Annotated in this window: 15 protein-coding genes; 10 read left to right on the forward strand and 5 right to left on the reverse strand. The window is 71.8% G+C overall.

The features are described 5' to 3' along the window. Positions 1 to 10: 10 nt before the first annotated feature. From OHB41_RS37345 to OHB41_RS37375, 7 genes are all read left to right on the forward strand, one after another. Positions 11 to 1,834, forward strand: coding sequence for a glycoside hydrolase family 15 protein (locus OHB41_RS37345; RefSeq protein ID WP_266703592.1), 1,824 nt, complete (start codon positions 11 to 13; stop codon positions 1,832 to 1,834). A gap of 225 nt (positions 1,835 to 2,059) precedes the next feature. Beyond that, positions 2,060 to 2,563, forward strand: a complete 504-nt coding sequence (locus OHB41_RS37350; protein ID WP_266703593.1) for a hypothetical protein — start codon at positions 2,060 to 2,062, stop codon at positions 2,561 to 2,563. After that, entirely contained in the window at positions 2,533 to 3,951 is a 1,419-nt protein-coding gene (locus OHB41_RS37355; protein ID WP_266703594.1) for a hypothetical protein, read from the forward strand. The genes OHB41_RS37350 and OHB41_RS37355 overlap by 31 nt, the downstream gene beginning before the upstream one ends. A 107-nt stretch (positions 3,952 to 4,058) precedes the next feature. Further along, on the forward strand, positions 4,059 to 5,525 hold the full coding sequence (locus OHB41_RS37360) for a vWA domain-containing protein (RefSeq protein WP_266706432.1): 1,467 nt from the start codon (positions 4,059 to 4,061) through the stop codon (positions 5,523 to 5,525). Positions 5,526 to 5,799: 274 nt separating this feature from the next. Continuing rightward, positions 5,800 to 6,912 carry an ATP-binding protein gene (locus tag OHB41_RS37365; RefSeq protein ID WP_266703595.1) on the forward strand — a complete coding sequence of 371 codons (1,113 nt, stop codon included), beginning with the start codon at positions 5,800 to 5,802 and terminating at the stop codon, positions 6,910 to 6,912. Next, the gene (locus OHB41_RS37370; protein ID WP_266703596.1) at positions 6,909 to 9,713 is read left to right on the forward strand and encodes a DUF5682 family protein; all 2,805 of its coding nucleotides are present in this window, start codon (positions 6,909 to 6,911) and stop codon (positions 9,711 to 9,713) included. The genes OHB41_RS37365 and OHB41_RS37370 overlap by 4 nt, the downstream gene beginning before the upstream one ends. 367 nt (positions 9,714 to 10,080) lie before the next feature. Next, the gene (locus OHB41_RS37375; RefSeq protein ID WP_266703597.1) at positions 10,081 to 10,509 is read left to right on the forward strand and encodes a hypothetical protein; all 429 of its coding nucleotides are present in this window, start codon (positions 10,081 to 10,083) and stop codon (positions 10,507 to 10,509) included. 108 nt (positions 10,510 to 10,617) lie between these two features. Here OHB41_RS37375 and OHB41_RS37380 read toward each other — a convergent pair whose 3' ends face one another. The 4 genes from OHB41_RS37380 to OHB41_RS37395 all read right to left on the reverse strand — a co-directional run bounded on the left by OHB41_RS37380 (position 10,618) and on the right by OHB41_RS37395 (position 15,421). Next, a complete protein-coding gene (locus tag OHB41_RS37380; RefSeq protein WP_266703598.1) occupies positions 10,618 to 11,382 on the reverse strand; it encodes a YqjF family protein in 765 nt (254 codons plus the stop codon). A gap of 55 nt (positions 11,383 to 11,437) precedes the next feature. Further along, the gene (locus OHB41_RS37385; RefSeq protein WP_266703599.1) at positions 11,438 to 13,174 is read right to left on the reverse strand and encodes an LCP family protein; all 1,737 of its coding nucleotides are present in this window, start codon (positions 13,172 to 13,174) and stop codon (positions 11,438 to 11,440) included. A gap of 324 nt (positions 13,175 to 13,498) precedes the next feature. Further along, the gene (locus OHB41_RS37390; RefSeq protein ID WP_526025007.1) at positions 13,499 to 14,713 is read right to left on the reverse strand and encodes a glycosyltransferase; all 1,215 of its coding nucleotides are present in this window, start codon (positions 14,711 to 14,713) and stop codon (positions 13,499 to 13,501) included. A gap of 255 nt (positions 14,714 to 14,968) precedes the next feature. After that, entirely contained in the window at positions 14,969 to 15,421 is a 453-nt protein-coding gene (locus OHB41_RS37395) for a MarR family winged helix-turn-helix transcriptional regulator (RefSeq protein ID WP_266703600.1), read from the reverse strand. A 185-nt stretch (positions 15,422 to 15,606) separates the two neighbouring features. Between OHB41_RS37395 and OHB41_RS37400 the strand changes: the two genes are divergently transcribed. Then, positions 15,607 to 16,584 (forward strand): alpha/beta hydrolase, encoded by a 978-nt coding sequence (locus OHB41_RS37400; RefSeq protein ID WP_266703601.1) that lies wholly within the window; start codon positions 15,607 to 15,609, stop codon positions 16,582 to 16,584. Between the two features lie 274 nt (positions 16,585 to 16,858). On the opposite strand, the gene OHB41_RS37405 is transcribed toward OHB41_RS37400, so the two are convergent. Next, entirely contained in the window at positions 16,859 to 17,338 is a 480-nt protein-coding gene (locus OHB41_RS37405; RefSeq protein WP_323138427.1) for a MarR family winged helix-turn-helix transcriptional regulator, read from the reverse strand. A gap of 133 nt (positions 17,339 to 17,471) precedes the next feature. Here OHB41_RS37405 and OHB41_RS37410 point away from each other — a divergent pair, with 133 nt between their 5' ends. Both OHB41_RS37410 and OHB41_RS37415 read left to right on the forward strand, forming a co-directional pair. After that, positions 17,472 to 19,013 carry an MFS transporter gene (locus OHB41_RS37410; protein ID WP_266703602.1) on the forward strand — a complete coding sequence of 514 codons (1,542 nt, stop codon included), beginning with the start codon at positions 17,472 to 17,474 and terminating at the stop codon, positions 19,011 to 19,013. Positions 19,014 to 19,296: 283 nt separating this feature from the next. Next, entirely contained in the window at positions 19,297 to 19,998 is a 702-nt protein-coding gene (locus OHB41_RS37415; RefSeq protein ID WP_266703603.1) for an SDR family oxidoreductase, read from the forward strand. The last annotated feature ends 19 nt before the right edge of the window (positions 19,999 to 20,017 follow it).

The following is a 20,017-nucleotide window of genomic DNA, read 5'->3' on the forward strand; positions in this document are numbered from 1 at the left end:
AGGAGACACCATGGATCGCTACCCGCCCATCGCCGACCACGGGCTCATCGGGGACCTCCAGACCGCGGCGCTGGTGTCCTCCCACGGCGTGATCGACTGGTTCGCGGCGCCGCGATTCGACTCGCCCAGCGTCTTCGCGGCCCTGCTCGACCACGACGGTGGCGGTCACTTCCTGCTCGCGCCCGAGAGCCCCGAGGGGACCTGGAAGCAGCTCTACTACCCGGACACCGCCGTCGTGGTGACCCGTTTCATGTCACCCGACGGGGTCGGCGAGATCATCGACCACATGCCGGTCCAGCCGGGCCCGACGCCGAGCGACCGGCACAGTATCGTCCGGGTCGTGCGCGCGGTGCGCGGCACCGTGCGCTTCACCCTCGACTGCCGGCCGCGGTTCGACTACGCGCGGCTCCACCACGAACTCGACCTGACCGCGGACAAGGCGACGTTCCGTGCCCCGGGCGTGACCGCCCACCTGCAGGCCACCATGCCGCTCGAACGGGACGGGCACGACGTCCGGGGCGGCGTCACCCTCAGCGACGGGGAGACGGCGGCCGTGGTGTTCAGCATGTCCGCTCCGGGCGGCGAGGCACCACCACCCCCCACCGACGAGGGGATCACCGAAGGGCTCTGGGAGAACGTCGACTTCTGGCAGAGGTGGGTGCGTACCTCGCGCTACCGCGGCCGCTGGACGGAGACGGTGCACCGCTCCGCGATCACCCTCAAGCTCCTCACGTACGCCCCCACGGGCGCGCCGGTCGCCGCCGCCACCATGGGACTTCCCGAACAGGTCGGCGGGGAGCGCAACTGGGACTACCGGTACACCTGGGTGCGGGACGGCTCCCTGTCGGTGCGGGCGCTGCTCGACCTCGGCTTCGTGGAGGAGGCGACCCAGTTCACCCGCTGGCTCGGCGACCGCCTGGAGGCCGGGGAAGGCCCGGACGACGAACCCCTCCAGATCATGTACCGGGTCGACGGCGACCCCCGTCTGACGGAGGAGATCCTGGGCCACTTCGAGGGCTACCGTGGCTCCTACCCGGTGCGGGCCGGTAACGCCGCCGCCGGCCAACTGCAGCTCGACATCTACGGCGAGGCCCTGTACGCGCTGGCCGAGAGCCGCTCGGTCGGTGAACAGGCCGGCTACCACGGGTGGAAGGGCCTGGCCCGCACCCTGGACTGGCTGGCCGACTCCTGGGACCGGCCCGACGAGGGCATCTGGGAGACCCGCGGCGGACGCAAGGACTTCACCTACAGCCGGGTGATGTGCTGGGCCGCTTTCGACCGCGGTCTGAAGCTGGCGGCCGAGTTCAGCAGGCCGGCCGACACCGTCCGCTGGACCCGGGCCCGGGACGAGATCCTCGAACAGGTCATGGAGCGCGGCTGGAACGACCGGGAACAGGCCCTGGTCCAGCACTACGGCGGCGATGTCCTGGACGCCTCGCTGCTGCTCGCCCCCCGCGTCGGGTTCCTGGCCCCCCGCAGCCCCGCCTGGCTCAACACGCTCGACGCCATGGACCGCGTCCTCGTCTCCGACAGCCTCGTCTACCGCTACGACCCCGAGGCGTCGCCCGACGGACTGCGCGGCTGCGAGGGCACGTTCAGCCTGTGCACGTTCCTGTACGTCGACGCCCTCGCCCGCGCGGGACGCCTCTCCCAGGCCCGCTACGCGTTCGAGAAGATGCAGACGTACGCGAACCATGTCGGCCTGTTCGCCGAGGAGATCGGCCCCAGCGGCGAGCAACTCGGCAACTTCCCACAGGCCTTCACCCACCTCTCGCTCATCATGGCCGCGACGACGCTGGACGAGGCGCTCGACGCCCTCAACCTCCGCCGCTGAAGGGCGCGGACCCGCCGCGGCCCGCGGCGAGCGCGGCGTTGCGCCGCGGGTCCCACGACGCGGCTCCGAGCCACGCCGCACCGCCCGGAATCCCTCCGGGCGGACGCGCGGGCCGGGGCCGCGGCGACGCCGTCGTGATCGGCGTTGTCAGTGGTCGCCAGTAGGTTCGTTCGTGTCCCCGCCGTTGTGGCGCGGACGTTCCCCTGGCGCAGAGGAGATGGTGCGTTGTCGGACTGGGAGAGGTCGAGCACGGCCCGGGTGACAGCACCCGCGCGGCCGCGCAAGCTCGCCAAGGTTCCGTTCGTGGAGCTGGCCGACGGACGCCTGCAGGGCGTGGTGTCCAGCGGCTCCGACATCGAGCGGGTCTATGTCTCGTCGGTCGCGGCGGGCACGTACATGTTCGCCTGCAGCACCAACAACAACCGGCCCTGCGGCGGAGCCCGCGGCGGGTTCTGCAACCACATCAAGGCCCTGATCAACGAGGCGGTGCTGCAGTACGGCCCCGAGCGCGTCGCCCGCTACCTGCGAGCCGAGAGCACGGACGGGGAACCGAGCGCGCAGACCATCGCCGACGGCATGAGCGCCACCCGCCCCTCGCAGGGGGACACCAAGGCGGCCGCGCCCGTCTTCAGCCGGTTCCTGCGTCATCTGGCGTATCTGGAACTCGCCCCGGTCACAGCGCCGTTGCCGGAGATGCAGTGGTTCCCGCCGACCAGGGCGGTGGCGTGATGCGCGCCGACCTGCTCGCCGAATCCGTCGCCGGGCTCGACGAGGTCCTGACGGCCGTCGACGCCTTCGACCGGGCGCTCGTCGGCGGCCTGCTGCGGCCCCGGCCCGACCAGGCCGCGGGCCTGGCGGAGCTCGCCGACGCCGTCGCGGGAACACCGCTGGCCACCCGGGTCGCCGAGGCGGCCGGGAAGGCGGCGGCCGGAGCCGCGAGCGAGGACGACTTCGTCGCCCTGGCCGCCGCCCGCGCCGCCCTGCTCGGCTCCGTCCACGACGCCCTCGTGAGCCGTATCGACGAGGCGACCGGCCGCGACCGCGGCCGGGAGACGGCCCCGCCGGCCGCCGGCCGGCACCCCGCGAACCTGCTCGCCGCCGCCCGCTCCTGGCTGTCCGACCTGGCGCGCTGCGGGTGGCAGGGCATCGACCACGAGGTGGTGTCCGGAGCGTCGCACGTCGTCTCCGCGATGCTTCCGGACCCGGCGCTGCGCCGTCAGGCGACGCTCCTCGACGGCTTCGCCGCCGAACTTGCCGCGTCCTGCCCGGGCGCGTCCCTGGACCGTGTCCCGGTACGCCGCTGGGGCGACCTGTGGTCACGCGCGCTGCTGCTGACGGTGCCCGGCGCCGCGGTGGTACCCCCGACCGGCACGGCCACCGGCCGCCTGCTGCCCCTCGGCGTCGACGTGCAGGAACACGCGACCGCCGTGCAGGCCCAGGTGCACGCGGTGTTCGAGCCCGCGGACGGCACCGCGCCCCGGCTGGTCCGGGCCGCCGTGTCGGTGCCGAAACCGGACACGGTCGTCGGAGCGGGCCTGTGGCAGCTGCTGCGCCCGCACATGTCGCTGCTGGCGGCCGTCGGCGAGGGCCGCGCGATGGACCTCGCCGACATGCCGCTGACCACCGAGGGCGACCTGCTCTGGAGCGACGCCCAGGCACGTGCGGGTGAGCCCGCCGACGCGTTCGCCACCGCCCGTGTCGTCCTGCCCACCGCGACCGACGCGGCGACCGCCCCCCTGGACCGGCATCCGGCGCGTATCGCCGTGCCCGTGTTCCTGGACGGCTATACCGTGCGGAAGGCCGACGACGCGCTGGCCTTCACCGTGGCCGGACACACCCTCGTCGTCGACACCGACCGCATACCTGCCGCCGGGCCGCTCACCCCCGAGGCCGTGGCGGCGTCCGGGGCGTGCATCGGACTGCTGCGCTGGGACGCCGGAACGTTCGGTGTCCAGCCGCTGGCCGTCGAGACGACCGTGCGGAAGAAGCCCGTCGCGGTCCACGCCGGGGGATGGGCCGGTGGCACCACCGACAAGGCCGGCGTCCGGGCCGAGAAGGCCGCCACCGACGCCGTGGCCGTGCTGCGGGAACGTGCGGGAAGGCTGCTGCGGAAGTGACCGAGCACATCACCGAGTACACGGCTGACCAGACGGCCGAGGACACGACCGATCGGACGGCCGAGCACACGGCTGATCCGACGGCCGACCGGACGGCCGAATCAGAGATCACGGACGGCACCGCACCCGGCGCGGACCCCCATGACAACCGCCGTCAGGCCTTGTACTGGCGGCTCCTCGCGAGGCTCTTCGACCACGAGGAGCAGGCCGCGCTCGAATCGGCGAGCCTCGCCGTCGTCGAGGACATCGGTCTGCCGTCCGCGCTGCTGGACCCGCAGGCCTCCGTCGACTCGATCGTGCAGCGCCACCCGGAGCTGGCCGCCGAGTTCGACGGTCTGATGACACCCGTGTCCGGATCCGCGCCGGAGTCCGAGTCCGGTTCGGACGACGAGGGCGACGGTGACGGCGACCGCGACCGGGCGGCCGAAGTACGCCGCGCCGCGTTGGTGTCGAAGGTGCTCCTGAACGTCTTCGCCTCCGGTTCCGGCACGGTCACGGCAGGGCAGTTGGCGCGCTGGCAGTCCGACGCCGGCTGGCTGGAGCGCGCGCTCGGCTGCAAGCCCGGCGACCTGCGCGGCGGACGCGCGGCCGGCGGTGCCGGCTCGGCCGCCGCCGCCGGACCCGGGGCCGGCCCGACCGGCACCGGCGGCCACGGTACGACGCCCGACCTCAGCCGGCTGATCCCGGCGATCGGCCCGGAACTGGGCGCCATCGAAGCCGACCTCGTCAAGCGGATGCAGCTGCGCGAGGTACTGGCCGACCCTGAGCTCGCCGCGCAACTGACCCCGAGCATGTCGCTGATCGAGCAACTCCTGCGGGACAAGAACAACCTCTCGGGCGTGGCCCTGGCCAACGCCAAGGCCCTGATCCGCCGATTCGTCGACGAGGTCGCCCAAGTACTGCGCACCCAGGTCGAGAAGACCTCGGCCGGCGCCCTGGACCGCTCCGTCCCGCCCAAGCGGGTGTTCCGCAACCTCGACCTGGACCGCACGATCTGGAAGAACCTCACCAACTGGAGCCCGGACGAGGAGCGGTTGTACGTCGACCGCCTCTACTACCGGCACACCGCCCGCAGGACGACGCCCCAACGGCTGATCGTCGTCGTGGACCAGTCGGGTTCGATGGTCGACTCGATGGTGAACTGCACCATCCTGGCGTCGATCTTCGCCGGACTGCCGAAGGCCGACGTCCACCTGATCGCGTACGACACCCAGGCCCTCGACCTCACGCCGTGGGTGCACGACCCCTTCGAGACCCTGCTGCGCACCAACCTCGGGGGCGGCACCGACGGCACGGTCGCCATGGCATTGGCACAGCCGAAGATCGCCGAGCCGCGCAACACCGTCGTGGTGTGGATCTCCGACTTCTACGAATGGCGGACCGAGCAGCTGTTCGCGAGCATGGCCGCCCTGCACCGCTCGGGCGCCAAGTTCATCCCGGTCGGGTCCGTGACCAGCTCCGGGCGCGGCAGCGTCAACCCGTGGTTCCGGGAGCGCTTCAAGGACCTCGGCACGCCGGTGCTCTCCGGACACATCCGCAAGCTCGTCCACGAACTCAAGACGTTCCTCGCCTAAGGGCTGTCCCGTGATCCCCGGTGGACCAGCGCGCGGCGTCAGATGCGGTGCATCGCAAGCCGGAGGGTCGTCCTCGTACTGGGCGTATTCGGGCGATCCGACAACGCGGCGAGGCCGCAGCTGTCGTCGTGCGCCCGCCGGGGATCACGGGCCAGCCCTTAGGGCCTGTCCGGCATTCCCGGTCCGCCCTCCGCGCGACGACGAAATGACCAGGCAAGCCCCGGTGCCGCGTCACCGGCAACCTGCCCACCAGAACCTTGAGAAAGGCCCTCACATGTCCGACCTGTTGCGCGCCCCCGCCGAGATCAAGTACGCCGAGGAACTCGACTGGCTGGAGTCCGTCGACGACAACCCCAAGCCCTTCTCCTGGCGGCTGTCCCCGAAGATGGTCCGCCTGTTCGTCCTGGGCTCCGAGCGATCCGACGGCCTGGACCGGGAGATCTCCCCGAAGTGGTTCGGCGACCGGAGCTTCGTCGAGCGCTCGATCGTCACGCTGGCCTCCGACCGCGGACTGCTGCTCATCGGCGACCCCGGCACCGGCAAGAGCTGGCTGGCGGAGCTGCTGTCCGCCGCGATATGCCGCAGCTCCACACTGGTCGTGCAGGGAACGGCCGGCACCACCGAGGACCACATCAAGTACTCCTGGAACGTGTCCATGGTCATCGCCAAGGGCCAGTCACGGGAGTCGATGATCCCCTCGCCGATCATGACCGCGATGGAGACCGGCGCGATCGGCCGGTTCGAGGAACTCACCCGCTCCACCAGCGACGTCCAGGACGCGTTGATCTCCATCCTGTCCGAGAAGTACATCTCGGTTCCCGAACTCGACAGCGACAGCATCGTCTTCGCCAAGCCCGGCTTCTCCATCATCGCCACCGCCAACAGCCGTGACCGGGGCGTCAACGACCTGTCCTCGGCCCTCAAGCGCCGCTTCAACTTCGTCCGCATCCCGGTGGTCACCGACAAGAAGAGCGAAGCGGAGATCGTGCGCTTCCGCACCGAGGAGCTGCTGCGCCGCCACCGTATCGAACTCGACGTGCCGCCCACGCTGCTCGACGTGCTGCTGCAGAGCTTCGCCGATCTGCGGGCCTCGGCGGCCGCGGCCGGCAGCGACGACGAGAAACTGGAGTCCGCGCTGTCCACCGCCGAACAGATCGGCGTGCTCGAGGACGCCGTCCTGCACGGCGACTTCTTCGGCGAACGCGCCCTGACCGCCCACACGCTGGCCTCCTCGCTCGTCGGGTCACTGGCCCGGCGCGAACCCGAGGACCTGGCCATCCTCAACAAGTACCTGCACGGCGTCGTCGAGCCGCGCAGCAGGGCAGAGGGCGGATCCTGGCCGGAGTTCCTGGAGGGCGGCCGCGAAGCGATCGCCACCCTGTCATGACCGGCCCGACCGAGGGAACCTTCGCCTCGCTGCGCACACAGTTGCAGGAGGCCGCCGCGACGTTCGCCGGCGGGCCCGACGCCCTGGAGGGCATCCTCCTCGGCCTCGTCGACGACGTCGACCGCGCGGTGCGCGAACCGCTGGAGATCTTCCCCGTCTGCCACCACTCACCGGCCTCGGCGATCGCGATGGCACGCCGGCTGCGGGAGAAGCAGCCGAAGGTCGTGTACCTGGAGCTGTGCGAGGACATGGCGCCGCTGCTGACCGAACTGCGCAACTGCCGGCTCCCCGTGGCGGTCCAGGCGTTCGCGACCGAGGTCGACGGCTTCCCGGCCGAGTGGTCCCCGCTGTCGGTGGTCGCGCCGATCACCGAGGCCTCCGCCGAGTACCAGGCGATCGCCTACGCCCTGGACACTCCGGGCGTCGAACTGGTCCTCGTCGACCGTTCCTCGGACCACGTCTTCCAGTGGGACGAGCGCGGGACGCAGGACGCGGAGCCGGCCGATCCGGACGCGCCGCCCGCCGAGGAGGAAGCCGCGCTGCACGGCGACGCGGTCGGCGTGGAGCTGGGAGACCTGCGCCCGCGCTTCGCCGAACTGGAGGAACACCTGCTGCGCCACGGCAGGGTGCGGCACTGGTCCGAGTGGTGGCACCAGTACGTCGAACTGCCGCTCGGCGACAGCGACCACGACACCTACCGTCAGGTCATGCTCCTGATCGGCAGCCTCTTCCGGCGGCTCGCCCCGGGTGACTCCCACCGGGTCCGCGTGGACGAGGACCGCGAACGCCACATGTGGACGCGGATGCGCGCACACCTCGCCGCGACCGGCGCCGACCCCGCGGACTGCCTCTACGTCTGCGGCGCCTTCCACGCGGCCAGCCGGGTCGAGGAGTTCGGGATCCACGGCACCGACACCTTCGAGATCGGCCCGCGCACCGCCACCAAGTGGCAGTACGGCCTGATCCCGTCCAGTCACGCGGCGATCGAGGCACAGTTCGGTCTCGCCGCCGGGTCGGTGTCGATCGCGGCGACACTCTGGGCGAAGAACGTCAGACGCACCCGTGTGCAGCCCTACCGGCTGGCCGGACAGTCCGGCGCCGGCACACCGCGGGCCCGGAAGACCGCGGCGACGACGGCTCCCGTACCGGCGCTCCCGCCCGCGGACATGCTGACCGGCTTCCTGCGCCGGCCACCCGTCCTGGACCCGCTGGACGAGGCCGAACTGCTCGGCTGGTCGGTGGAGGTCGTGCGCGCCGCGCGCCGCAACGGCTACCTCGCGTCCACCGCCGACGCCATCGCCGTGTTCGAGACGTCGATCCTGCTGGCCGGGATGCGCGACCGGGCCAAGCCGACGCCGTACGACTTCCAGGACGCGGCCGTCACCTGCATCGAGAAGGACACCGTGCCCGGCCGCCGGGACGTCCGCCGCATCGTGGCGATCATGATGGGCGGCGACCGGGTCGGGCAGGTCGGCTACGACGCGCTGCCGCCCCTGGCCCGCGACGTGCACGACCGGCTCGCGCCCCTGAACCTGAGGCTCCAGCAGCGCGGTGTGCAGCGGGCGTTGCTGGACATGACGGGCCGGCCGGAACTGGAGCGGTGCTCCGACGTGCTGTGGATGCTGCGCCGGCTGCTGCCGCAGGGCGTCGCACGGCCGATCATGGGCGAGCGGAGACTGGGGGAGCGGTCGATCCAGGAGTCGTGGGACCTGGCGCTGGGCACCCATCAGCGGGCGCTGATCGAGCTCGGCTACGAGGGCGTCAGCATCGAGCAGGTCCTCGAACAGCGGCTGCGCCGCACGGCGTACGCTCCGCGGGCCACCGCGGCGACCGTCCTGGAGGCCGTCGAGGACGCGACGCTGTATCTGCGCGGCCGCCGCCTCCCCGACGAGCTGGGCACCCGTGCCCTCGAGGTGCTCTCGGCCGAACGCACCGTGGACGGCGCGCCGGAGGTGCTGCGCCGGGTGCGGCGGCTGCTGGCGTACTACCGCACCGGCGAGTCCGTGCTGCCGCCGTGGATCGAGTCGTTCGTCAAGGCCGGATACGCGCACTACTGCACGCTGCTGCCGACGGCGTTCACCGACGAGGACGCCACCGTGCGTCAGGTGGCGGCGATGCTGGGCTTCCTGTTCAGCATGGAGAGCCTGGCGCTGTCGCTGGGCTGCGACCGGACCCAGCTGGAACTGGCGGTCGCCCAGTCGCACCCGCGGGATCCGTCGAGGACGGCGCTGCTGTGGGCGGCCCTGACGCAGCTCGGGCACCTCTCGCGGGCGGACCTGCGCGCACAGTGCGACGAACTGCTGGGCAACCCCTTGGTGGTGCCCGCCTATCCGCGCTACCTCAGCGGCTTCGTGCACGCCCTGGAGCCTGTCCCGGGGCTCACCGACTTCGTCGTGGAGGCGGTGTCGAACGCGTTCGGACGGTTGCCGGACCCAGTGCTCCTGCCGTGGCTGCCGACCCTGATCACCACCCTGCGCTCGGGAGGCGCCGAGCTGGCCCCGCTGCTGATCCGCGAGGCCGGGCGGATCTTCCCCGGGCGGCTCGCCGCCCTGGACGAGTGGGTGCCGCCGTGGCGGGCGCAGCCGGAGCCCGTGGCCGCGCGTACGGTGCCGCGCGCGGCCGGCGGCGGGGACGGATACGCCCTGCTCGCCGCCCACCCCGCGACCTGTGACGCGGTGGCGGCCCTGCTGGGCTGTGAGGGGACATGGCGGACGGCGGGCCCCGGCCCCTCGGGCGCCGCACTGATGACACGCCATCCGGACACGGCGGTGGCGCTGGAGGCGTTGCTGACGGGCGGCTGACGGAGCCAGGCAATCGGCGAACCCGCCACCGGCGGGGGCCGGTGGCACGGATGCCTCGACGGGGCTCGTCCGCGGGGGCGGGCCCCGTGCGAGCTGCCCCGGTGCCGGACCCGCGGATCGTGGGGCGAGCGCGGCTGTGCGCCGAACTCGCCTGGATCGCCCGCCTGTTGAGGTGCTGACGCCTCGGGCCGCCCGGAACCGGGCGGTGACCGTGGGAGCCGGCGTAGGCCCGAGCGGACGCGCGGTTTCCCCGGCTTCTTGTTCCGGCGCGGAGCAACCGGCCCACCCGGCACGGGAAACGACGTGTCGGGAAGGGGCCCGCGTCGCCGGGGCGGGTGATTCTCCTACGCCGGCGGGTCGGCTTCGCGTGCTTCCTGGGCATGGAGGTGGAGGCGGCGACGAGTCGGCCCGGCTGTACTTGCGGGCGCAGGATGCGCAGCAGGACGGGCACGGTGACCAGTGCGAGGGCGGCTCCGATCCAGATCACCACGTGCAGGGCGTCGGTGAAGGCTTCGGAGGCTGCCGGGAGCGTGGTGCGGACGCCGCCGTCGAGGTCCTCGGTGACCTTGTCCGGGTGGGCCACCTCGCCCGCCAGGCGGGCGGCGGACGCCCGAACGCTGAGCGGCCCTCGTCGGCCGGAGACCGGGCCGCCCGGCCCACCGCGTACGCCGGCCTCGGAGCCGCCCTCGCCACCGCGGGCCCGGCCGTCGTCCTCACCGCAGGGCGCCTCGACCACCACCCGAAGGACCCTGCCCTGACACACCCCGACCAGGAGCCTGCCCGCACCCCCCGGTAACCCCCTCCGAAATCCGCCCCGGCCGGGGCGGGGCCGGGTTCGCACCTCGCAGTCTGCGGGCGGCACGTGAACGTCGTACCGAACGACCCCACAGGGCGGAACTCTCCTTCAGGGTGTCGGGATGCCCGCCGGTCGGGCCGGACGGCCGAGTCGGACCGGGACACCGGGGGAGTACAGCACGCTCACCGGTTCTCCCCGCGGCACGGGTACGCCCGCGGCCTCGAGGAGGTTCTCCTCGCACGTGAGCAGCCGGGCGCGGTGCAGGGGCCAGCCGGGGTGGTCGTTGGGCAGGTATCCGACCTTGCCGAAGAAGGCGTTGTGCATGCCCCAGCGGGCGGTCAGGAAGTGCTCCAGCTCGGTGGGTTCCCGGATCCGTTCGCCCTTGCGCAGGACGATCCGGCTGTGCGCGCCGCGTGGCCCCGGCCAGCGCCGTGAGCTGGTGTAGGTGATGACGTCGTCCTCGGCGCGGACGCCCATACGGGACCACACGTACGGAAGCCGGAAGCCGGCCCGTCCCATCAGCACGGGTACCAGCCGGGCGGCGTCCATCGACCGGAAGACCACGCCGCGCCGCCCGAGCGCGTCCACCGAGTACAGGCGCACGTTCGTCTCCGGGAACGTCCCCAGGTACGGCACTCCGGGGGAGCGGAGCCAGCCGACGCGGCGCATCCGGAACGCGACCAGGCCGACGTAGGTGACTCCGTCCAGCACATCGGGGACGGTGCCCTCGGGCAGCAGACCGGCGACGGTGTCAGGGGCGACCGCCCAGTGGACGAAGGCGAGGTCGAGCCACTGCTGGGTGAGCAGCGGTCTCGGCAGGTTCCTGGGCGCGTGCGGGGTGACGGGCTCCGGTGACTGCGGCGTGGTCGGCACGGGGCCAGCATCCCAGGCGGGCGCGGGCGGGCCCGGCACGCGGTGGTGCCGCGTGTCAGGGCGCCGAGTTCTTCTTGCCGACGGCTGCCGCGTAGGCCTGGGACGGGGTCATGGCGATGCCGTTGAGGCTGACCGTCCTGTACGTGCTCACCTTCGCGCAGGGCTTCGACTCGTCGGCGGTCTGGGAGTGGGCGTCGGCGGTGGCGGCCTTGGTGTCGGCCGGGGCGCCGGCGGCTCCGGCGCTCCCGGGGTAGCTGGTGCCGCTGGTCCAGTCCGTGCCGATCACCAGGGTGAGGCCGCTGCCGGTGCCCTGCTCGAGGTGGGAGGAGGAGAGCCCCAGCGCGCGGGCGGCGGTCTGGGCCTTCGCCTTCTCCCCGGTGCCGTACGTGAGCGTGGTCGTGGCCGCGCCGCCGGGGGCGTTGCCCGTGGTCGTACCCGAGCTGAAGCCGCGGTCGATCAGGGCGCCGGCGACGGCCGAGGCGCGGCCGCTGATGCCCGTGCCGTTCTCCACCGTCACCGCGATCCGCGCGGCCGGTACCGCGGAGGCCGAGGCGGTCGCGGTGGCCGCGGCGGACGTCCCGCCGGATGCGCCCGTCAGCGACTGGTCGCCCGCGATGGTGGCGAACAGGCTGCGGGCGGCCGGGGCGGCCACGACCCGGTCGCTGTTGTTCGGGTCGGGCGCCGTCTGCATGGTGGCGAACGTGATGCGCTTGGCGGGGACCTTGTCCAGATCGGTGGCGAGCCCCACCAGCTTCTTGACGCTGCCCAGGCCGGTGTCCACGGTGAGCGCCTTGGTGGCCGCGTCGGCCAGCCTGTAGACGGCCGCGGGGTTGGTGAGGGTGCCGGCGCTCTTGAACTTGCGGATCATGGAACTGAGGAAGATGTGCTGGGCGTACGTGCGACCCAGGTCGCTGCCGTCGCCGAAGCCGTGTCGTGAGCGGACGAACTCCAGCGCGGCGACGCCCTTGAGGGTGTGGGTGCCCTTGGCGAGCTTCAGATGGGAGTACGTGTCGTAGACGTTGGCGTCGACACACGCGGACACTCCGCCCACCGCGTCCGACATCTTCACCACGCCCGAGAAGTCGAGCTGGACGAAGTGGTCGATGGGGATGCCGGTGAGCTGGTGCACGGTGGCCACCTGGCACGCCGGACCGTACTGCAGAGCGCTGTTGACCATGCCGGAGTAGCCGGCGGTGGACGTGCCCGTCGCGCTGTTCTTGCAGGCGGGGACGGTGGTCACGGTGTCGCGGGGGATGCTCATCACGGTGGCGTTGGACCGGTCGGCGGAGATGTGCAGCACCATTTCCACGTCGGCGTTGCCGCTTCCCGACTGCACGCCCGTCTGTGAGCAGCCGCCGCCGAGTTTGCAGTCGCTCGCACTGGTGCGGCCGTCGCTGCCCATCACCAGGATGTTGATCGGCGTCCGGCCGAAGGAGTCCGTCTTCTCCTTGCCCGCGCTGTCGCTCGCCGTGCCGTCGGTCAGCGGGACGCTGTGGAGGTTGCCGTTGAGGTGCTCGTAGAACCACCAGCCGGCGCCCGCGGTGACCAGGAGGAGGAGCGACAGGGATATCGCGGCCGTCCGCAGGACCCGTCTGCCGCGTCGGGCGCGGCGCCGTCGGGCGCCGCGGCGCCCGCGGCCGGGTGCCGCGGACCTGGCACGTGTCGCGGCGCGGGAGGCGGCCCGGCCCTCCGTCCCGGGCGCGGCGGAGTCCTCTCCCGCACGCTGCCGGGGCACCGCCGGCGCATGTCGGCGCGTGGCCCGTCCGACGGGGCCGTCCCCTGGGTCAGTCATCTCGCACTCCCACGAAACGGTCGGGCCGCTCAGGCCGTCGGTGCTGTGGCGAAGGGGGATTCCGGGGATTCCCACTTGCTTGCGTGGTTGCGCAATATAGCAATCGCATATGACAACCCTCGGGGCGCCCGGTTTCTCCGCTGTGAACGGCCGTGCTCCACCCCCCTCGGTGGCCGATCCAAGCACTCCTTCCTGTGGGCGCGCCGGGAGGGGGTGGTGCGGGCGGGCGGTTCGCCGAGGGGGTGAGGGGCCGGCGCGAGGGAGCGGGGGCGAGGAGGATGCGGGAGCGAGGGAGCGGGGCGAGGATGCCGGAACCCGCCGGCCCTAGAACGGTTCCGGGAGGGGTTCGGAGACGGACAGGGACATCCGGCCCGCCCCACCGCGGACCCGCTCGATGAGCCCGGCGTACGCGGCGATCATGCGGGTGCGGCTGAACCGTTCGCGGCTGAGGGCGAGGGCCGGGGCGAACTCGGCGCCGCGCTCCACCGCCTGACACCAGGCCTGCGCGACCGCCTCGGCGTCGAGCGGGGTGAGGAAGCCGTGCCCGGCGACGATCGAGGCGCAGTCGCCGACATCGGTGGCGACCGGTACGGCGCCGCACATCATGCCCTCGATCAGCGACAGCGGTGCCGCCTCACCGCTGGAGGAGGTCAGTGAGACCACGTCGGCGGCCGCGTAGACGAGCTCCATGTCGTCGCGTACGCCGAGCAGCGATATGCGGTCGGTGAGCGGAACCTCGTCACCGAAGGCGGCGACCATGTCCTCGCGCAGGCCGGCGTTGGCCCGCGTCATCCCGGCACCGCACATCAGGATGCGGCCCTCGGGCTGCCGGCGCAGCCAGGCCCTGGCCGCCCGCAGGAACAGCGGCACGTTCTTCATCCCGGCGTAGCGGGCCGCGAAGACGATCACGGGCGCGTCCGCCGGCACCCCCAGTGACGTCCGCAGCAGAGCGCGTCCGAAGGGGTCGGGGCGGAAGCGCAGCAGGTCCACGCCGTTCGGGATGACGTGCAGCAGCTCCGCCGGGATCCCGGCGGCGGCGTACGCCGCACGGGTCGACTCGGCGCAGCAGATCGCGGCGGCGATCCGGCCGTCGTCGACCGCGTTCCTCAGTTCGTCCAGGGCGGCTCCCTGGTTCTCCGGATCGGAGCGGTGCAGGCACACCACGACGGGTCGTCGGGGCAGGCCCGCCTGGTTGAGCAGGCCGAGCGGCTGCTCCTTGAGCGACAGGATGACGTCCGCGCCCGCCATGGCCCGGGCGGTTGCGGCCAGTTCCGGCCCGGTGAAGGCGTCCGCGCCGTCGGGCGCCCCGTGGCTGCGGCCCAGGGAGGTGACCGGAACGCCGGCTCCGGTCAGCGACCGGTAGCAGGCGTCGTCCTCCATCCGCTGACGGGTCGCCTCCCGATACATCTCGCCATTCAGGCTCAGCACCGAGTGGCGCTGACCGCCCTCGTGGAGCCCCATCACGACATCGCTGTGCACGATCCGGGCCCCGCCCGAAAAGAATCCTTCGTAGATCGACAGCACACGCAGTTCGTCCAACACGCGCACCTCACGGCCCGTCTCGCAGAAAGGGAGGAAGCCTTTTCAACCCCTGTGATCTGCGGGTTAGCCGCTATGGACACAAGAGAAACTTGCGCGCTTGTGAACTCGTCGTTTCAAATTCGGACACGTTCGGTTACGTCGCACCGTGGCGCCGTACGAGAGGGAAAAGGGCGGGAGGTGCGGAGGGGTGCGACATCCCCACGCGCGCGGTGGTAAAGAACAGGCCAGAATTCTCGCGCTCCGGGAGGCGGCTCAGCGCTCCGTGACGTTGGCGGTGAGCAGGCGCAGAAGGTGCTTGGCCGTGGCGTCCTGTTCGGGGGTCAGGCCCATGGCGTCGCCGATGGCGAGGGGGACCGTGTCCGCGCGCTCCCGCAGCCGGGCCCCGGTCTCGGTGAGGCGGATGGCCACGGACCGTTCGTCCTCCGCGCGACGCTCACGGCGGAGCAGACCGCCCGCCTCCAGACGCTTGAGCAGCGGGGAGAGTGTGCTCGACTCCAGCTGGAGAGCGGTGCCGAGGTCGCGAACGGAGATCGAGTCCTGTTCCCACAGGACGAGCATGACCAGGTACTGGGGATAGGTCAGCCCCAGCTCGTCCAGGAGTGGCCGGTAGCGCGCCGTCACCGCTCGGGACGCGGCGTACAGGGCGAAGCAGAGCTGGTCGTCCAGCAACAGGGAACCCCCCTGCGGCGGTTCGGCTGTGCTCATGGCGCTGCTCCCGGTCTCCGTGCCTGCATGGCGATCCCATCCTATCTTTTAGGTCCCCTCGATTGTATCGATCCCTAATGAGTTGTGCACGACTAAGTCGAGCGCTACTCTCATGTCGTGCCGCTGCTCCTCGGCGAAGACCGCTGCCGGAGTCTGCCCGCGGCACCGGATCCGAGGAGATCGCCATGACCGGCACCACCGGTACCACCGGCAACCGTCCCGTTCTCGAGCCCGCCGCCGCGGCGTTCGTGGAGGCGACCGCGAACCCGCCGTACCTGTTCGACCTCGCCCCGGCGGAGGGTCGCAAGGCCGTCGACGAGGTGCAGTCCGGCGAGATGGCGGCGCCCGAGGTCGACGAGGAGTGGATCACCGTGTCGGGCGGTCCGACCGGTGCGGTCCGGGTGCGTGTCGTCCGCCCGGCGGGCGCCTCCGGCACCCTGCCGGTGATCGTGTACATCCATGGCGCGGGCTGGGTGTTCGGCAACGCCCACACGCACGACCGCCTCGTGCGCGAACTCGCCGTCGGCGCACGTGCCGCGGTCGTCTTCCCCGAGTACGACCTCTCGCCCGAGGCCCGCTATCCCGTGGCCATCGAGCAGAACTACACCGTCGCCCGCTGGGTCGTGACCGACGGCGCCGAGCACGGCTTCGACGCGTCGCGTATCGCGGTGGCCGGTGACTCGGTGGGCGGGAACATGACCGCGGCGCTCACCCTGATGGCCAAGGAGCGCGGCGACGTCCCGCTCGTCCAGCAGGTGCTGTTCTACCCGGTCACCGACGCGAACTTCGACACCGGCTCCTACCACCAGTTCGCCACCGGCTACTTCCTGCGCCGTGACGGCATGCAGTGGTTCTGGGACCAGTACACGACCGACGAGAGCGAGCGCGCCCAGATCACCGCGTCCCCGCTGCGCGCCACCACCGAACAGCTCACCGGCCTGCCCCCGGCCCTCGTCATCACCGGCGAGGCCGACGTCCTGCGCGACGAGGGCGAGGCGTACGCCAACAAGCTCCGCGAAGCCGGCGTCCCCGTCACCGCCGTCCGCTACCAGGGCATCATCCACGACTTCGTGATGCTCAACGCCCTGCGCGGAACACACGCCGCCGAAGCCGCCATCGGGCAGGCGATCGCCACGCTGCGGACGGCCCTCGGTACGGTCTGACCTCCGGCCGGGTCTCGGATCCCGAAGCTCGGATCACCGACCTCGGCACCCGGACCCCGGCACCCGGGTCGCGGACCTCGGCACCCGGGTCGCGGACCCCGGCACCCGGGTCACGGACCCCGGATCACCGAACGCCGGATCACCGAACGCCGGGTCACCGAACCCGAACCCCGGGTCCCGGGTCACGGACCCCGGGCCGCGGAACCCAGAACCCCGGATCACTGACCCCGGCGCCCGCGGCAAGGGTTCCGGGGTCGGCGGCGTCCCCGGTCGGTCAGGAGTGATCTCCGTCGGCCTGGAACAGGCGCGAGAGCAGGCTGTCGAGGGTGGCCCGCTCGTCCTCGCTCAGCGCGCCGAGGGCCTGGTGGGTGGCGTGCATTCCGTCGCGGACGCGCACCACGACGGCCGCGCCCTCCTCGGAGAGGATGACGTTCTTCACGCGGCGGTCGGTGGCGCTGGCCTCGCGGTGGACGAGACCGCGGGCCTCCAGGCGGTCGATGATCCCGGTGATGTTCGACGCGTCGCAGCGGAGCGTGTCCGCGAGGGACCGCATGGGGGCGGGCCCCTGGCGCAGCACGTTGAGTGCCTTGGCCTGGCTGTAGGTGAGGCCGTGCGCGGCGGCGGCGGTGGTGAGATCCGCGTAGAGGCTGACCATGGACGCCCACAGGGTGTCGAGCAGCACGGCATGGGAGACGCCGGGGTGCCCGCCGTCCGGCGCGTCGGCGGAGCGGCTCGTTCCAGATGAAGCGGACATGGGTCCAGCGTACCTGAAACTTGACTACCTCAACCTTCGATGCTTACCTCTGTCCAGTTACTTGAAGACATCAACCTTCAAGAACTTGCAGCTTTATATGGCTCCCCGGCATTTGCTCCTAAGGAAGAACGTCGTGACACCCTCCGATCGCGTGGCGCCCAGCCGCCCCGCAGGCGATCTCTCGCTCGTCCTGGTCCTCGGCCTCGCGGCCATGATCGTCTCGATGATGCAGACCCTCGTCGTACCGATCCTGAGCATCATCCAGAGCGATCTCGGCACCAGCACCGCCGACGTCAGCTGGGTCACCACCGCGACCCTGCTGTCCGCCGCGGTCTTCACCCCGCTGCTCGGCCGCTTCGGCGACATGCACGGCAAGAAGCCCACGCTGGTCGGGGTTCTGCTGCTGATGATCGCCGGTTCCGTGCTGGCCGCGACCACCACGTCGCTGCTGTGGCTGATCGTCGGCCGGGTACTCCAGGGCGCGGCCACCGCGATCTTCCCGCTCGCCCTCTCGGTACTGCGGGAGGAGATGCCTCCGGCGAAGCTGCACGGCGCGATGGCGATGGTCAGCGGAACGCTCGCCGTCGGCAGCGGACTCGCCCTGGTGGCGGCCGGACTGCTCACCCGGGGCTCGGATCCCGACTACCACCGGGTGTTCTGGCTCGCCGTGGCCCTCGCCGCCGTGGCCCTCGTCGGCGTCCTCCTGCGCGTACCCGCCTCGCGCTCGACGACCGGCGGCCGTACCGACTGGCTCGGCGCGGTGACGCTCGCCGCGCTGCTCGTCCTGCTCCTGCTGCCGATCTCGCAGGGGCATGAGTGGGGCTGGTCCTCCGCGCGCACCATCGGTCTGTTCGTCGCGGCGGTGGCCATGGCGGCCGTCTGGGTGTTCGTGGAGCGCACGGTCCGCGGGCCGATGGTGGACATGCGGATGTTCGCCCACCGCCCCGTCCTCTTCACGAACCTCGCCGGTCTTTTCCTCGGGTTCGCGATGTTCTCGCAGTTCATCGGCGTGGCCTATCTGGTGCAGATGCCGAAGGAACTCACCGGGTACGGGTTCGGCGCCTCGGTCCTGCGCGCTTCCGTCGAGTACCTGCTGCCCACCACGGTCGTCTCCCTGCTCGCCGCGCAGTTCGGGGGGATCCTGGTCGGACGGATCGGGGCGCGGTTCACCCTGGCCGTCGGCGCCGTGTTCGGCGTCGCCGGGTTCGCGTGGCTGACCGCCGCGCACGACACCTCCGCGTCGATCATCCTCGCGGGCCTGCTGATCGGCGTGGCCGTCAGCTTCGGATACGCGGCCATGCCCGCCCTCATCGTGGCGAGCGTTCCGCACCACCAGACCGGCATCGCCAACGGCCTCAACTCCATCTCCCGTTCCGTCGGCAGCGCGATCGCCAGCGCGGTGATCACCTCGCTGCTGGCGTCCAGGGCGATCGCGCACCTGCCGGCCGGGGTGCCCGCGCTGCCTGCCGAGAGCCAGTTCACCCTGAGCTTCGCGATCGCCGGTGTCGCGTTCGCGCTGATCGTGGCGGTCGCGCTGGTCGGCCTCACCAGGGGAGCGACGCCTGCGTACGTGGTCGACAAGGACGCCTCCCCGGCGGAAGCGGCGGTCACCGAAGAGGTGACCGAACTCGCGGGGGAGGACACCGGCGAGAAGGTGGACGCCGCGACGACCTGACCGGGGGGCGCCTCCCGCGCACCTCTCGTCACCCCCGGTACGGCCGGGTACGACCGCCTGCGGCCGGGAACGCCGCGCACCGCCCCTCGGCGGGCGCGAGCCGTTCCCGGCCGTAGCCGTAGCCGTAGCCGTAGCCGTAGCCGTAGCCGTAGCCGTAGCGGCCGCGGTAGCCGCAGCCGTGCGGAGCGGACCCGTGGCCGCGTACGGCTTGCCCTTGGAAACCGATCGGTTTACGCTGGCGCGGACAGGTAAACCGATCGGTTTCTCATTTTCGGGAGTACTCATGACATCCATCGAAGGTTCGGTCGCGCTGGTCACCGGCGGCAGCCGGGGTATCGGCCGGGCGCTCGTCCAGGGCCTGTACGAGCGCGGTGCCAAGAAGGTGTACGCCACCGCACGCGACCCGCGGACCGTCGCGCACCCCGACGCCGTGCCGCTGGCCCTGGAGGTCACCGATCCCGCGTCCGTCACCGCGGCCGTCGAGCAGGCGCAGGACGTCACCCTCCTGATCAACAACGCCGGCGCCTCCGTGAACGCGAACTTCCTGGAGTCCCCCGTCGAGGACGTACGCCGCGAGTTCGAGACGAACTTCTACGGCCCGCTCCTCGTCACCCGCGGCTTCGTCCCGGTCATCGAGCGCAACGGCGGCGGCCACATCCTCAACGTCCACTCGGTGCTCTCCTGGATCGGCCTGCTGGGCTCCTACAGCGCGTCCAAGGCCGCGTTCTGGTCGCAGACCAACTCCCTGCGCGTGGACCTGAAGCCGCGCGGCATCGAGGTCACCGGACTCCATGTCGGCTATGTGGACACGGACATGGCCGCGCACGTCGACGCACCGAAGTCGTCGCCCGACGCCGTCGCGGCGCAGGCCCTCGACGGCATCGCGTCCGGCGCCTTCGAAGTCCTCGCCGACGACCTCACCCGACAGGTCAAGGCCCAGCTCTCCGAGGACATCGCCGTGATGTACCCGCAGCTGCTGGCCTGAGCGGGCAGGCGCGGGCCCG

The sequence above is a fragment of the Streptomyces sp. NBC_01571 genome (assembly GCF_026339875.1).
Taxonomy (GTDB): domain Bacteria; phylum Actinomycetota; class Actinomycetes; order Streptomycetales; family Streptomycetaceae; genus Streptomyces.

Coding starts and splice junctions, on each gene's coding strand:
- OHB41_RS37345 (WP_266703592.1), top strand. CDS start 11: ATGGATCGCTACCCGCCCATCGCCGACCACGGGCTCATCGGGGACCTC.
- OHB41_RS37365 (WP_266703595.1), top strand. CDS start 5,800: ATGTCCGACCTGTTGCGCGCCCCCGCCGAGATCAAGTACGCCGAGGAA.
- OHB41_RS37370 (WP_266703596.1), top strand. CDS start 6,909: ATGACCGGCCCGACCGAGGGAACCTTCGCCTCGCTGCGCACACAGTTG.
- OHB41_RS37385 (WP_266703599.1), bottom strand. CDS start 13,174: ATGACTGACCCAGGGGACGGCCCCGTCGGACGGGCCACGCGCCGACAT.
- OHB41_RS37395 (WP_266703600.1), bottom strand. CDS start 15,421: ATGAGCACAGCCGAACCGCCGCAGGGGGGTTCCCTGTTGCTGGACGAC.
- OHB41_RS37400 (WP_266703601.1), top strand. CDS start 15,607: ATGACCGGCACCACCGGTACCACCGGCAACCGTCCCGTTCTCGAGCCC.
- OHB41_RS37405 (WP_323138427.1), bottom strand. CDS start 17,338: ATGTCCGCTTCATCTGGAACGAGCCGCTCCGCCGACGCGCCGGACGGC.
- OHB41_RS37415 (WP_266703603.1), top strand. CDS start 19,297: ATGACATCCATCGAAGGTTCGGTCGCGCTGGTCACCGGCGGCAGCCGG.